Origin of the sequence: Brevibacterium luteolum (genome assembly GCF_025147615.1) — a bacterium.
GTDB lineage: Bacteria > Actinomycetota > Actinomycetes > Actinomycetales > Brevibacteriaceae > Brevibacterium > Brevibacterium luteolum.
Genome location: NZ_JALXPM010000023.1, coordinates 1 through 13,110, shown reverse-complemented (window position 1 = coordinate 13,110; position 13,110 = coordinate 1). Strand labels below are relative to the sequence as shown.

Annotated in this window: 15 protein-coding genes; 4 read left to right on the top strand and 11 right to left on the bottom strand. The window is 62.2% G+C overall.

Annotation, left to right across the window (positions count from 1 at the left end):
• Positions 1–35: 35 nt before the first annotated feature.
• The 7 genes from M3C25_RS07350 to M3C25_RS07320 form a co-directional block, all read right to left on the bottom strand.
• Complete coding sequence (locus M3C25_RS07350) at positions 36–1,403, bottom strand: MFS transporter (RefSeq protein ID WP_259855580.1); 1,368 nt, start codon at positions 1,401–1,403, stop codon at positions 36–38.
• A gap of 138 nt (positions 1,404–1,541) precedes the next feature.
• Complete coding sequence (locus tag M3C25_RS07345) at positions 1,542–2,360, bottom strand: ABC transporter permease (RefSeq protein ID WP_259855578.1); 819 nt, start codon at positions 2,358–2,360, stop codon at positions 1,542–1,544.
• Positions 2,357–3,136 (bottom strand): ABC transporter ATP-binding protein, encoded by a 780-nt coding sequence (locus tag M3C25_RS07340; protein ID WP_259855576.1) that lies wholly within the window; start codon positions 3,134–3,136, stop codon positions 2,357–2,359. The genes M3C25_RS07345 and M3C25_RS07340 overlap by 4 nt, the downstream gene beginning before the upstream one ends.
• 2 nt (positions 3,137–3,138) lie before the next feature.
• Entirely contained in the window at positions 3,139–3,666 is a 528-nt protein-coding gene (locus M3C25_RS07335) for an ABC transporter permease (protein WP_259855574.1), read from the bottom strand.
• Between the two features lie 345 nt (positions 3,667–4,011).
• On the bottom strand, positions 4,012–4,977 hold the full coding sequence (locus M3C25_RS07330; RefSeq protein ID WP_259855573.1) for an ABC transporter substrate-binding protein: 966 nt from the start codon (positions 4,975–4,977) through the stop codon (positions 4,012–4,014).
• Between the two features lie 99 nt (positions 4,978–5,076).
• On the bottom strand, positions 5,077–5,553 hold the full coding sequence (locus M3C25_RS07325; RefSeq protein ID WP_259855571.1) for a MarR family transcriptional regulator: 477 nt from the start codon (positions 5,551–5,553) through the stop codon (positions 5,077–5,079).
• A 131-nt stretch (positions 5,554–5,684) separates the two neighbouring features.
• A complete protein-coding gene (locus M3C25_RS07320; RefSeq protein ID WP_259855568.1) occupies positions 5,685–6,125 on the bottom strand; it encodes an Lrp/AsnC family transcriptional regulator in 441 nt (146 codons plus the stop codon).
• 80 nt (positions 6,126–6,205) lie between these two features.
• On the opposite strand from M3C25_RS07320, the gene M3C25_RS07315 reads away from it, so the two are divergent.
• The gene (locus tag M3C25_RS07315) at positions 6,206–7,243 is read left to right on the top strand and encodes a DMT family transporter (RefSeq protein WP_259855566.1); all 1,038 of its coding nucleotides are present in this window, start codon (positions 6,206–6,208) and stop codon (positions 7,241–7,243) included.
• Positions 7,244–7,381: 138 nt separating this feature from the next.
• Here M3C25_RS07315 and M3C25_RS07310 read toward each other — a convergent pair whose 3' ends face one another.
• On the bottom strand, positions 7,382–8,389 hold the full coding sequence (locus M3C25_RS07310; RefSeq protein ID WP_259855564.1) for a nucleotidyl transferase AbiEii/AbiGii toxin family protein: 1,008 nt from the start codon (positions 8,387–8,389) through the stop codon (positions 7,382–7,384).
• A complete protein-coding gene (locus tag M3C25_RS07305) occupies positions 8,386–8,964 on the bottom strand; it encodes a type IV toxin-antitoxin system AbiEi family antitoxin domain-containing protein (RefSeq protein WP_259855562.1) in 579 nt (192 codons plus the stop codon). Before M3C25_RS07305 ends, M3C25_RS07310 begins: the two co-directional genes overlap by 4 nt.
• Positions 8,965–9,054: 90 nt before the next feature.
• Between M3C25_RS07305 and M3C25_RS07300 the strand changes: the two genes are divergently transcribed.
• Complete coding sequence (locus M3C25_RS07300; protein ID WP_259855560.1) at positions 9,055–9,483, top strand: hypothetical protein; 429 nt, start codon at positions 9,055–9,057, stop codon at positions 9,481–9,483.
• A 6-nt stretch (positions 9,484–9,489) separates the two neighbouring features.
• Here M3C25_RS07300 and M3C25_RS07295 read toward each other — a convergent pair whose 3' ends face one another.
• Positions 9,490–10,038 carry a GNAT family N-acetyltransferase gene (locus tag M3C25_RS07295; protein WP_259855558.1) on the bottom strand — a complete coding sequence of 183 codons (549 nt, stop codon included), beginning with the start codon at positions 10,036–10,038 and terminating at the stop codon, positions 9,490–9,492.
• Positions 10,035–10,982: an ornithine cyclodeaminase family protein gene (locus tag M3C25_RS07290; RefSeq protein WP_259855556.1), complete on the bottom strand. Its 948-nt coding sequence runs from the start codon at positions 10,980–10,982 to the stop codon at positions 10,035–10,037. The genes M3C25_RS07295 and M3C25_RS07290 overlap by 4 nt, the downstream gene beginning before the upstream one ends.
• Before the next feature lie 170 nt (positions 10,983–11,152).
• On the opposite strand from M3C25_RS07290, the gene M3C25_RS07285 reads away from it, so the two are divergent.
• Together M3C25_RS07285 and M3C25_RS07280 are read left to right on the top strand one after the other, a co-directional pair.
• On the top strand, positions 11,153–11,467 hold the full coding sequence (locus M3C25_RS07285; RefSeq protein WP_259855554.1) for a GNAT family N-acetyltransferase: 315 nt from the start codon (positions 11,153–11,155) through the stop codon (positions 11,465–11,467).
• Positions 11,468–11,616: 149 nt separating this feature from the next.
• A complete protein-coding gene (locus M3C25_RS07280; RefSeq protein ID WP_259855552.1) occupies positions 11,617–13,074 on the top strand; it encodes an NAD-dependent succinate-semialdehyde dehydrogenase in 1,458 nt (485 codons plus the stop codon).
• Positions 13,075–13,110: the final 36 nt, after the last annotated feature.

Sequence of the window (13,110 nt, the reverse complement as noted above, 5' to 3'; positions counted from 1 at the left end):
CCCGGTCGCGTGACCGGGGCCTTGCTGCTGTGCGCTCAGCGGTGGGTGGCGGCCGGCTGGCGGGGTCCGCGCACCGCCCGGGACGCCCTGCGAGCGTAGAGGGCTGCGCGCAGGCCGACGAGCACGGTGGCCAGCAGCACGAACGAGGCTGAGAGATTGATCCACAGGAACCCGCCGAGCCCGAGAACGGTGCCGGCGGTGGCCGCCATGAGCGCACCGCCGAGGTTCATCGCCGAATCCGAAGCGCCCTGCAGGGTCAGCTTCGCCCGCGCCGGCACACTGGCACTCAGGAGCGCCGAGCCACCGATGAGCGTCATCGACCAGGACACCCCGAGCAGGAACAGCGCGGTCGTCAGCAGCGGCATCGAGGAGACCTCGCGCAGTGCATCGAGGACGCCGAGGATGATGGTGATGACGAAGCTGATGATGCCGGTGATGATGACGGTGAACGGGCCGTACCGGTCGGCCATCCACCCGAAGACCGGGGACAGCCCGTACATGCCGGCGATGTGGATGCTGATGACGAGCCCGACCTCGCCGAGGTGGAAGCCGTGGTGGTCCATGTGCAGCGGCGTCATGACCATGACGTTGGTCATCATCATCTGCCCGGCGACGATCGTGATGATGGCGAACAGCGGAATCGGCCGGGCGGCGACGAACCGGAGCGCGGCGATGAGTCCTAAACGCGACCGGTCGGGCGGGTGCGGGTGCTGGGCGGTCTCACCCGCCTCGGGCGCGGTGGCCTCCGGTCCCGAGGCGGTGGTCTCCACTTTCTGTTCCGGCACCGTTGCAGAGGCGGCCGGTTCGGGAAGCTGCTGGGCCAGGCGGCCGGGCAGCAGGGCCGTGCACACGACGGCCAGGGCGAAGCAGACCATCGAGATGACATACGGCCCGGCCAGCGGGTTGAGGCCGAGCTGCTCGCCGAGCCGGGCGCCAGGGGCAGTGAAGTTGGGCCCGAGCACCGAGCCGACGGTCGTGGCCCACACGACCAGCGACATCGCCCGGGCCGCGCGGGCCGGATCGGCGAGGTCGACGGCGGCGTAGCGGGCCTGCAGGCCGGCGGCGGTCGCTGAGCCGCACATGAGCATGCCCGCCAGGAACAGCGGCAGCCAGGCGATGATGACGCCGGCGAGCACGACGATGGTGCCGGCAGCGCCGATGCCGAAGCCCAGTGAGAGTGCGAAGCGGCGCCCGCGCGCTCCGGCGAGGGTGGCCAGCGGGTAGGAGATGAGCCCGGCACCGAGGATGACGGCCATCTGCGCGAACCCGGCCATCTCGGTGTGCCCGGTGATCTGCTCGGCCAGCAGCCCGCCGACGGCGTAGCCTGAGGCGATGCCGGCGCCGGCGAAGAGCTGGGCGCCCATGAGCTTGAGCTGGCTGCGGACCCGCGGCGAGACCGGCATGCACACGACCTTTCCCTCAAAGTGGCGCCACTAGACAAGCCACCGGTTACAGGGAACATCATCGCAGAGACAGGATAGCCCCGCGACCCACAACGTTGCATGCGCACCAAGCACCCGCAACATCACTGAAACCTGGACTCATTCGACCCATGAAGTTAAACGCTTCTCGAGCCAACTCACTACCAAATTGATTACTACAGCAAGGATCATGATGAACAATGAAATCGCCCAAAGCGATACAAAGTCGTAGGCCTTACCGTATTTGGCGGCAAGCCCACCAATACCCACCAAGGCAATGAAGATCTCTCCATTGATCATACCCTTCACAGCTCGACCAGCCCCTAACCTCAGACCCGCGATAACAAGCGGATAAGAGGCCGGAATGACGATCTTTCGAAGCGTCTTCCACCGGTTTGCACCGAAAACAGCAGACATTTCGAGGAGCGGAGCTTCCACATCACGGACCGCGGTAGCAGTATTAATGATGATAACGAAAACCGTGTACATGACCACGACACTGATACGAGTCGCATCCGATAGTCCAAAAATCGCGAAAAAAATCGGTGCAAAAATCAGCGACGGCGCGAATAACATGGCGTTAACATAAACATCGAGGGCAGTGTAAACTGATGGGAACAAGCCCATTAATACACCAACCACGAGGCCGATGATTAACGATAAGGAAAAACCGATCGCCAGCGACGACAGACTTGCAAACAGATGGGTCGAGAGTTCCCCGGTTGCAAACAACTCAACTAGCTGGATCACTACCTTGGAAACGGGCGGGAGCCAAACTACATCGGAGGCTCGACCGACAGCCTCCCAGACAACGAGGAGAACAAGAAGCGAGCCAAAAGCTCGCCATGAAGTTGCGATCACGCTTCCCACGCCATAGCGGCGCTTCGATTCAAACCCATCCGCATCCGGCCCGACCGACTTGACACCTGCAAGACTCATGACGCACGCTCGCTAAGCTTGTACATGTCACGAAGGCGTCCCCAAAGATACTCTTTCATCTCAATAAATTCTGGCATTCGTTCCACTGCCTCGGGATTACGCGGACGCGGAATGCCAACATCAATAACTTCTTCAATCCGTCCAGGTCGAGCGGACATAAGCACCACCTGGTCCGCTAAGAGCACCGCCTCCTCCATGTCATGAGTCACAAACACGACCGTCTTGCGATGCTCCTCCCAAATCCGAATGAGTTCTTCCTGCATGTAGCGGCGGGTTTGCTGATCTAAGGCTCCAAAGGGTTCGTCCATAAGCATGATGTTCGTATTGACAGCAAGCGCGCGAGCCAGACCCACCCTCTGCTGCATACCTCCGGAGAGTTCCTTCGGGAGCTTCGTTTCGAACCCCTTAAGGCCAACTATCCCGATCTGCCTATCGGCTTCTGCATATCGCTCAGACTTCTTAACACCCCTCATCTCCAAACCAAAGGCAACATTATCTCGAACAGTCGCCCAAGGCATGAGAGCGAAATTCTGGAAAACAACGGCACAATCCGTGTCTGGTCCGTTCACAGATTTACCATTTACCTCGACATTGCCAGAAGTAGGGGTGACAAGACCACCAATTATTCGCATCAAGGTGGTCTTGCCGCAGCCCGATGGTCCAAGCAATGTAACGAACTTGTTGTCTCCGATGGTCAGGTTGACGTCAGTAAGCGCAGTTGTCAACGCACCGGTCTTCGTCTCGTACTGGTGCGCCACATTATCGATACGGATCATTCTTACCTCCAAGAAGAGAGTCGCTTTTCAAAGAACTGCATGACGACTGTGATGAGCACGGCCTCTATCACAACCGCAATGACTGTGGCATAGAGTAGGTCCGCTCGGAAATCGCCACGGAAATCAAGCAGGAGTGCACCAATACCGACAGGCAACATAATTAGCTCGACGATCACCATTCCTGCGAAGGCTCGTCCAAGACCAACGCGCAAACCCGAGAAAATCGCAGGCAGGGCACTTGGAATGAGTATCCTCCACCAGACCGTGGCTTCGCTTGCACCGTAGCTTCGCGCCATATCGATAAGCGACTTATCGGCAGTTCGCACCCCCGCCCGGACGTTTGTAACGATAAACACCCAGCTGAAGAGAAAGATTACTACCACTTTAGGCAATAAACCTAGACCCATTGCTACTAGGATAACCGGCACCAAAGGCGCGATTGGCAACGCTAGGCTAACTGCCACCAAAGGATTGAAGAAGTCATCAACCACTCGCCAGCGCGCCATTGCCAAGCCGAGGGGCAAAGACACGGCAACTGCGGCTAGAAAACCTGCTACCAAAGCTAAGTTTGATACGCCTAACGCCGGCCATAGTTCACCAGTCGTAAACGTGAGCTCCCAGAATCCACGGACGGTCTCAAGAAAAGTTGGGATTAGAATTGAGTCAGCTCTTATCGCGGCGAGTTGCCAAACACCCGCAAAAATTGCGAAAGCTATCAGCCTCAGAGCCCATGCTTTCAACTGAGTCTGGGGTTGCCGTAGACGCAGGACCCTTATTTTAGGCGTATTATTTCGATGACCTCCGCCTGGATTTATTGGGTTGCGTGAGGATCGTGGGTCAGCAATTGCCGAGGACATGTATTCCCTCTCTCCCAATCACAGTTTCGCTACGTCTTCGCTGCTGACCTCCCCCCTTGGGATTGTTTCCGAATCCTCGTAAAAGCTGATGGTAGCATCGACTTTGTCTTTCGAGAGTTCATGCGATTCTGGGAAGACGTTTTGCTCTACGAGCGAAGCGTAGATGTTCGTGAGTGTGTCGTTTTCGATGTTTGGCAACAGGTCGGCGGCCCCCTCCGCGTAGGTTTCAGGGTCTTCGTTTACAGCCTGGAATTGCTTGTCAAGTTCTTCGAGAAATTTGTCCGTAGCTTCGGAATCCGTGTTCTCCTCTGTAGTTACAATTGTCTGAGTGAGTAGATCCGACTGTGTCGCGGAGAGCTCGTCGAGGACATGAGCATCAGTGTTCGTTCCTTCGGTTCCTGCAACCCAGTCCTCGGTACGGACGATAGTTCCTGCAATCTGACCATCGACGAGCGCAGCTGTGCGGTTCCCAGAGCCTGAAATGACCATCCACTGAGGCTCAGTACCGGAGCACTGGTCGTCTATCCACGCTCGCAGATGCGCCGTCGAGGTCGAGCCTTCCGAATGATAGGCAACTGGCTTACCGTCCAACTCTGAGCATTCGTTGACATCACCAGCAGTCACAATGAGCAGGTCGTTGCTGTTGTTCTCACCCACCATTTTCATCGAACCGCCCTGGACGTCGGCGGCCATGACAGTGGCCGGTCCCATTGATGCGAGATTTGTGTCGCCTGAGATAAGCGCCTGCGTCTGGACGTCTGGGGAATCGAACTCGATGTAGTCCGTATCCCACCCTTCGTCCTTCATGACCTCGAGCGCCTTCACGGCGGGAACATCCGTCGGTCCAAGGCCGCCGGGGAAGCCGAGAACTACCTTTTCGTCGCTTCCCCCGCTAGCGCCGGACTCGCCACATGCTGAAAGGACTATGGCTAGCGTAGCTGCCGAGCTCACCGCTGCGATGACGGTCTTTCGATTCTTAAACATGGAAATCTCCTTCTATAACGTTCGCGGTCACTGCCTCCACAGGACCGCCATATAAGTCGTCCACCTCTACGCTTCGAGGAAGTCGTTCTGTCAGGCTGCCTATCCGTCGAGAGACTCGATGAAGTCAGTCAAGGCATTCCGAAGGCCCATCAGGTGGGGATCACCTACCTGATCAGCAATTTTCTCGTAGGTCGCCTCGATAACCGGCAGTAGCGAGTCCACTAGTTCACGCCCCATGGCAGTAAGCTCAATATCTACTTGGCGTTGATCCTGCTGGTTAATCGTCCGTGTGACCGATGAGCGATCCGCCAATTGTTTAATAATCCGCGTTAGGCTCGCACGCTGAACGAAGGCCGCGTCAGCAAGTTCGCCGAAATCAAGCTTGTTGTGTCGATAAAGCACTCGCAATGTTCGCCACTGAGCCTCAGTGATGCCGGCATCGGCCAATAGAGGCCTAATGCGAACCATGAACGCCTCCCGCACACGCAGAAGCGTGAGGGGGAGCATCGACTCAAGATCACTTCCTAGCGCGTTCGTACTAAGTACCGCACTTGACTTTGGCGGGGCAGCAGCCATTGGGTGATCTCCTTTGATCATCACTCATGTGTCCTGTGCCACACACCATATACATGTGTTCGACTACTCGTCAATGATCACAAGTTAACGAACGATGCCTACCGGCGTCAGCTGTATCTACATGTTCGGCCTCACAGCGGGGCTTTGAGGACCTTCATGGTGATGTGGGAACTGACCCGCTCGACACCCTCGATGGCGGTGAGCACCTGGGAGATGAAGTGCTCGGCGGCCTCCAAGTCCTTCACGGCGATGCGCACGAGGTAGTCGGGGTTGCCGAACATGCGGCGCAGCTCGATGACCTCATCGCAGTCGATGAGCTCACCTTCGAAGGTCTCGGCGATCTGCTTGGTCTTCGTGCCCATGTCGACGTGGACGATGACCTCACACGCCCGGTCGATCGCCGCCGGGTCGATGCGGGCGTGATAGCCGGTGATGATGCCCTCGGCTTCGAGCCGACGGACCCGGCGCAGGCACGGCGACGGGGTGAGGCCGACCCGGTCGGCCAGTTCGGTGTTATTCAGCCGCCCGTCCAGAGCCAGGTGGTCGATGATAGCGCGATCGATGGTATCCATGAGTGAATCATGCCAAGATTCTCGGCTGAAGGGCAATAGCGGCAATCGCGTGCCAACCGATTTCTCCTACCATGAGCCTCATGGTCCACTCCCCTGCACAGCACACGCTCACGCCTGCTTCCCGCCTGCCGGTCTCACCTGCCACGGCGGTCGGTGAGCGCACCGACTGGGCCGGTGTCGCCTCGGTCGCTGCTGGTGCTGCCACCTGGGGAGTCGGCGCCGGTGTCGCCGGCTTCATCTTCGCGATCTCGACGATGTCGGCTGCCACCGTGACGTTCTGGCGGTTCCTCGCCGCCGGCATCATCCTCGCCCTTGCCTATGAGGCCCGCCGCGTCTTCTCACCTGAGCGTCACGGCGGTGAGCCGAGCCTGCTGGCGATCATGCACCGGCACGGCTTCGCCCTCATCATCATCGGCTCGGCGCTCGCGGCCGCCCAGTCGCTCATGTACGCCTCGGTCGCCTCCCTCGGCGCCGGCCTCGGCACGATCGTGCCGCTGGCCGTGAGCCCGGTGGCGATGGCGGTGCTGTCGATGCCGCTGCTGCGCACCCGTCTCAACCTCGCCGGCTGGCTGACGATGATCCCGCCGCTGGTCGCCATGGCCTGCGTCGTCGGGCTGACGAACGGAGCGACCGCCGCCGAGGTGTCGGTCATCGGCGTGTGCCTGGCCGTCACCGCCGCCGCAGCACACGCACTCATGACGATTTCGTCGAAGCGCCTGTCGACCGGCGGCACCTCGGTGTTCGGCACGACGACGCTGACCTTCCTCATCGCCTCGGTCGCCCTCACCCCGTTCGCAGCAGCCAACGGATTCCTCGGCCACACGGACCGGCCGTGGGCGGTCATCGGCTGCCTGGCCGTGCTGGCCGTTTTCGCCTCGGTGGTTGCCTATCCGCTGTTCTTCGCCGGAGTCAAGCGCATCGCCGCGCCGGTGGCGGCGATCGTCATGCTCGTCCAGCTCATCGTCGCGACCCTCATGGGCACGATCGTGCTCGGCGAGCCGATGCCGGCTGCCGCATGGCTGGCCCTGGCCGCACTCATCGCCGGCATCATCATCCACACGCTCGCCGCCCGCAGCCTGCCGATGCGCCGGAACCGCGAACGCGTCGCGATGAGCTGAAGTCGACTACGGGCTGGCGATAGAGGCGACACGCAGTTCAGCGCACCGGTCACGGTCAAAGCCGGGAGGCAGATCGGAACGGGCAGCCGCTCGAATCAAGCGCCGCATGATCCGCTGGCCCTCGCGCCGCACACGCTGTCATCTATAGCCATTCTCAGCCGAGTCCGTACCTGTTCGTTCACTGGTCTTCTCCCCTTCAATGAGGCTCGACGAACTATTCAGTGCACGCTCAATACTTACCGACGTTGGTTCTTCCCAGGCTTGAGAAGAAAAGTTCCAATGCAATCGGTCTGTATTGCCTGCGAGGACCGGCTCGACGAAGTCCAAACATGTTGCGAGCAGGTCTGCGAATCTCACTGGGGTCGACTGCTCGATCCTCTGCTTCTTTCGCCAGACTTGCCACTTGCGCTGTGCGAATGCTGGCATCTGAGACAGCAGCGGACCAAGCGGTTCCAGCTCGACCTGCCGGTAGCGGGCGACAACACCGATTGCTTCCTGTAGATCCGCACCTGAGACGACTCGGGAGCGGGCAATGGCGGCGATATCCGTGAAGTCTCGCCAACGGGTGTTCTGCTCTCCTCTTTCGAGGGCGGTGACGATCTTCTCTGCGAGAACCATGTGGTCCGGGTATCCCAGGAGGCGCAGCGTGCCGCCCAATAGGAGCGGCAGGACCGCCTCTGCGGGTGCAGGCCAGATGGGGTCCCCGAAGTTCACGTCGATATGCAGCGCAACCTGCGCGGTCGCCAACTGTGCGGTCACTTTGACTCGCACACCGTTGTAGTCGGCTTCATCACGGATCCGCTCTCCGTTGACGGAATCGAGATCGAACTCGAGCCCGTCATCGCGGCGAACGGCAAGGATGCTTATGACGCGTCTTTCAACCTCGGGGATATCGTTGGTGAACCCTCGCGCCGCGAAGTCGATATCCCTGGTTGGTCGCCGATCAGCAAAGGCCACCATGAGCACGCCACCTTTAAGGACGAAGTCTGTGGCAGATTCGGACGAGGCAAGTCGGGCTAAGAAGCCTTCCAGCGCGTACAGGGTGATGTACTCCGCTGGGTCACGGTTCTGCCGCCTGGCGAGATTACGGAGGTCGTTGTACGCGCGCCCCGCTGGGGTATCTCTGGAGGGCGTTGGCGGAGTCACAGGAGCACCTCCAAAGCGTGACGGATCCGAGGGAGCGCCTTCGGGAACGAGCCCGCAACCTTCAGCAGACCTGCTGGCGTGTTGCCTCGCTGTCGCAGCCAGCGTCGAAGCGACTCATACGCAACGTCGCTGCCTTCTTGGTGCATGAGCCGAAAAGCGTCAACGATGGTCCGCTCTGCGGAGTAGATCGCAACCCTGGCTCCTCCTCCCGCGTCTGCATATTCACGTCCGATCGCGAAAGTAGCCGGGTCGAAGCTATGCCAGCTCACATTCGAGAGGCCGGCGGGCTGGTGAGTTCCGCGCGGCAGCGCTATGTCGGAACCGAACGGGATCGCGTCGCTGAGCTCGTGGTGCACAAGAGCGCTCGTCAGACATAGCGTCGCGTCGTGACGAAGCGCGGTTGCCGCAGCAAGCACGGTGAGCGCAGGCTGAAGGACGTCGGGACACACATAGACTCCCCGCCCCACCCGTTCGATCTCGTCGCGATCGAGCAAGGAGTACACCTGATCCTTGGTGAGACCCGCCGCGCGAGCGTCCCCGAGCGTGAAGGCTGGCCCAAGTTCGCGTATTGGCATCCGAGCCTCCTAACCCTTGACACATCAAGTGTACCTGTACAGGGTTAGGCGGACAAAGCATGTGCGCATCACGACGCCGGCTGGCTGACGATGATCCCGCCGCTGGTCACCATGGCCTGTGTCGTCGGGCTGACGAACGGAGCGACCGCCTCCGAGGTGTGGGTCATCGGCGTGTGCCTGGCCGTCACTGCCGCTGCCGCACACGCACTCATGACGATTTCGTCGAAGCGTCTGTCGACCGGCGGCACCTCGGTATTCGGGACGACGACGCTGACGTTCCTCGTCGCCTATCCGCTGTTCTTCACCACGGTCACACGCATCGCCGCGCCGGTGGCGGCGATCGTCATGCTCGTCCAGCTCATCGCCGCCACCCTCATGGGCACGATCGTGCTCGGCGAGCGAATGCCGGCTGCCGCATGGCTGGCCCTGGCCGCACTCATCGCCGGCATCATCATCCACACGCTCGCCGCCCTCAGCCTGCCGATGGGCCGGAACCGCGAACGCGTCGCGATCGGTTGATGCTCCTCAGCCGAGCTGCTTCTCCAGGATCGCGAATTCCAGGTCGTCGCGCTTGGGGATGCCGAAGCGCTCGTCCCCATAGGGGAACGGCTCGACTTCGCCGGTCGGCGCATAACCGCGGCGCTGGTAGTAGGCGATGAGCTCGCTGCGCTGCCGGATGACACTCATCCGGATCCGGGCGGCGTGCCAGTTCTCCTCAACCCACGCCTCGGCCCAGGCCATGAGCTTCGACCCGGTGCCGGTGCCCTGCGCGGCCGGGGCGACCGCGAACATTCCGAGGTAGGCGCAGGCATCATCGCGCTCGACGAGCTGCACGGTCGCCAGCGGTGTGCTGTCGGCTGCGCGGACGAGGAACACGACGGTGCCGGGTTCGGCCAGAGTCTGGGCGGCCAGCTGCGCATCGAGGCGCTGTCCGTCGAGCAGATCGGCCTCGGTCGTCCACCCTGCCCTGGAGGCATCGCCGCGGTAGGCGGACTCGATGAGGACGACCCAGTCGGGGATGTCGGCCTCGCCCACCTGCACGGGGGCGAAGGCCTCTCCTGCCGGTGTCGTCACCGTTCGAGCGCCTCGTACACGGCTGAGGCGATCGCGAGGTCCTCCCACGACATGCCGGAGGTCTTGAACACGACCGGCTTGTCCGGGTCGAGGATCGCGGTGCCCTTGCACACGACGTCGCGGAAGGTCACGACGTCATCGATCGTCAGCTCGTTCTCCGCGATCGCCAGCACGAGGTCGCCGCATTCGGCTTCGGCGGTGTGCTTGGCTTCGACGATGACGGTGCCGCGGCCGAGCAGCTCAGCCGGCAGCTCACGGCTGTCCGGGGAATGGGAGCCGATCGCCACGACGATCGCGTCCTTGCGGATGCTCGCGGCATTGAACAGCGGCTCGGAGGACGATGTCGCGGTGATGATGAGGTCGCAGTCGGCCAGCGCCTGCTCGGCGCCTTCGCTGCCGGAGAGGATCGGGGAGCCGCTCAGCCCGCGGTCGGCGAGGCCGGCCAGCACCTCATCGGCGCGTTCCAGGCTCTTGACGCCGACCTTGACGTCGTGGATCTGTGTGACCGCCGCGGTGGCGTCGACGTGCGGCAGAGCCTGCGGGCCGACTCCGTAGAGCGCCAGGCGCACACCGTCGGGGAACCGCTCCTCGATGGCGTCCTTGACTCCAGCCAGTGAGACGGCCGGGGTGCGGATGTTCGTGATGGCGATCCCGTCGAGGTAGGCCAGGGTGGTGTGGTTGTAGGAGTCGAGCAGCAGGTAGCTGCCCTGGATGCGCGGATGCCCGTCATCGGGGTTGTCCGGGGTGACGGTCAGGGCCTTGAACCCGCAGTAGCGGCCGAGTTCGGCGGGCATGAAGAGGAACTCGCCGCGGCTGAGCTCAGCCGACACCCGGGCCGAATCGTTCGCAGGGTCGAAGTCCCCGGCCAGTGCATTGCGCAGCGCCTCGATCGCCTGCCCGTAATCCATGTGGGCGAGAATCGTGTCACCGTCGATGATCTTCATGGGTCCTCCCGGGTTGGGCCTGCGGCGGTCTCCCACCAGCCTAGCGGGCAGATCGCCCCGCGTCCGGGCCGCTCGCATGACGGGAGTAGAGTCGTGCGGTGAGGACACTGCCGTTTCCGAGGCGGTCGGGACTCCCAGCCGGCTGCCGGTAGGCCGATGAAAGGACGCACATGGACATCACCGTCGACTCCGAGACCTTCACCCTGGCCCACGATGCAGAGGCCAGCCGGTACACCATCAGGCATGACGGCGAGCAGATCGGGTTCGCCGACTATCACCAGTCCGGTGAGGCGGATGCCGGGGGCATCCGCGACTTCGACCACACCGTCGTCTCCCCTGCATGGGGCGGCCGCGGGCTGGCCGGCGCGCTCGTCGACTATGCACTGACCGACACCGTCGATGCCGGCTACCGGATCCGCCCGACGTGCTCGTATGTCGAACGCTACGTCGGCAAGCACCCGCAGTGGCAGGACCACCTCGCCTGATTCCCCACCCAGCTGACCGGCTCTATCGCCGGTCAGCGCTGCGGTGTCTCATGTGCGCTCAGCCCGGCTTCACAATGTGCGGCCGCGGTCTAGACTGGCAGCGGAACCCCGCAGTTTCATACGAACTCTCGTTTCTCAAGGAGGCGAACATGGACATCCAGCCCATTCTGGACAAGGTCAACACCGGTCTCTTCATCAACGGCGAATGGCGCGAGGCCGAAGGCGGCAAGACCATCGACGTGGAGAACCCGGCCACCGGTGAGGTCATCGCGACTGTCGCCGACGGTTCGGCAGCCGATGCCGAGGAGGCGATCCGGGTCGCCGGTGAGAAGCAGGCCGAATGGGCTGCCGTGCCCCCGCGTGAGCGCGGCGAGATCCTGCGCAGGGCCTATGAGCTGCTCATCGAGCGCCAGGAGGACATCGCCACGGTGATGACCGCCGAGATGGGCAAGGGCATCGCCGAGGCCCGCGGCGAGGTCGCCTACGGTGCTGAGTTCTTCCGCTGGTTCGCCGAGGAGGCCGTGCGCGTCTCCGGCAACTTCATGCAGTCCACTGATGGCAAGAACCGCATTATGGTCTCCCGTGAGCCGGTCGGCCCGTCGGTGCTCGTGACCCCGTGGAACTTCCCGCTGGCGATGGGCACCCGCAAGATCGGCCCGGCGATCGCGGCCGGCTGCACGATGGTGTTCAAGCCTGCGAAGCTCACCCCGCTGACCTCGCTCATGCTCGTCGACGTGCTCAAGGACGCCGGCCTGCCCGCCGGTGTGCTCAATGTCGTCACCTCGAACTCCGCTCGCCGGGTTGTGACCCCGTGGATGGAGTCGAACATCGCCCGCAAGGTCACCTTCACCGGTTCGACCGAGGTCGGTGTCGGACTGCTGGAGCAGGCCGCGCAGAACGTCATGAAGTCCTCGATGGAGCTCGGCGGCAACGCCCCGTTCGTCGTGTGCGAGGACGCTGACCTCGACAAGGCCGTCGAAGGTGCGCTGCTGGCCAAGATGCGCAACATCGGCGAGGCCTGCACGGCTGCCAACCGCTTCTTCGTCCACTCCTCGCTGGCCGATGAGTTCGCGCAGCGCATGGCCGATGAGATGGGCAAGATGACCGTCGGCAACGGCCTGGATGAGAACAACAAGATCGGCCCGCTCGTCGAGGAGAAGGCTCGCGACAAGGTCGCCAGCCTCGTCGACGACGCTGTCGAGAAGGGCGCGAAGGTCCTCACCGGCGGCAAGAAGGTCGACGGACCTGGCTACTTCTACGAGCCGACCGTGCTGACGAACGTCTCGGAGGACTCCGAGATCCGCAAGGAGGAGATCTTCGGGCCCGTCGCTGCGATCTTCACCTTCGACACCGATGAAGAGGCCGTCGAGATGGCCAACGAGACCGACTTCGGTCTCTCCGGCTACCTCTTCACCGAGAACCTCGCTCGCGGCATGAAGCTCTCCGAGCAGCTCGAATGCGGCATGATCGGCCTCAACACCGGTCTCGTGTCGAACCCGGGCGCGCCGTTCGGCGGAGTCAAGCACTCCGGTCTCGGCCGTGAGGGCGGACAGGTCGGCATCGACGAGTTCCTCGAGGTCAAGTACGTCACGACCCCGCGCAGCTGATGTGAACTCCGGCTGAGCTCAGCCGGCACATCGCCG

Bases quoted from the DNA above. Each gene is read 5' to 3' on its own strand.
- M3C25_RS07350 (WP_259855580.1), bottom strand. From the start codon at position 1,403: ATGCCGGTCTCGCCGCGGGTCCGCAGCCAGCTCAAGCTCATGGGCGCC.
- M3C25_RS07345 (WP_259855578.1), bottom strand. From the start codon at position 2,360: ATGAGTCTTGCAGGTGTCAAGTCGGTCGGGCCGGATGCGGATGGGTTT.
- M3C25_RS07340 (WP_259855576.1), bottom strand. From the start codon at position 3,136: ATGATCCGTATCGATAATGTGGCGCACCAGTACGAGACGAAGACCGGT.
- M3C25_RS07330 (WP_259855573.1), bottom strand. From the start codon at position 4,977: ATGTTTAAGAATCGAAAGACCGTCATCGCAGCGGTGAGCTCGGCAGCT.
- M3C25_RS07325 (WP_259855571.1), bottom strand. From the start codon at position 5,553: ATGGCTGCTGCCCCGCCAAAGTCAAGTGCGGTACTTAGTACGAACGCG.
- M3C25_RS07320 (WP_259855568.1), bottom strand. From the start codon at position 6,125: ATGGATACCATCGATCGCGCTATCATCGACCACCTGGCTCTGGACGGG.
- M3C25_RS07315 (WP_259855566.1), top strand. From the start codon at position 6,206: ATGGTCCACTCCCCTGCACAGCACACGCTCACGCCTGCTTCCCGCCTG.
- M3C25_RS07305 (WP_259855562.1), bottom strand. From the start codon at position 8,964: ATGCCAATACGCGAACTTGGGCCAGCCTTCACGCTCGGGGACGCTCGC.
- M3C25_RS07300 (WP_259855560.1), top strand. From the start codon at position 9,055: ATGATCCCGCCGCTGGTCACCATGGCCTGTGTCGTCGGGCTGACGAAC.
- M3C25_RS07290 (WP_259855556.1), bottom strand. From the start codon at position 10,982: ATGAAGATCATCGACGGTGACACGATTCTCGCCCACATGGATTACGGG.
- M3C25_RS07285 (WP_259855554.1), top strand. From the start codon at position 11,153: ATGGACATCACCGTCGACTCCGAGACCTTCACCCTGGCCCACGATGCA.
- M3C25_RS07280 (WP_259855552.1), top strand. From the start codon at position 11,617: ATGGACATCCAGCCCATTCTGGACAAGGTCAACACCGGTCTCTTCATC.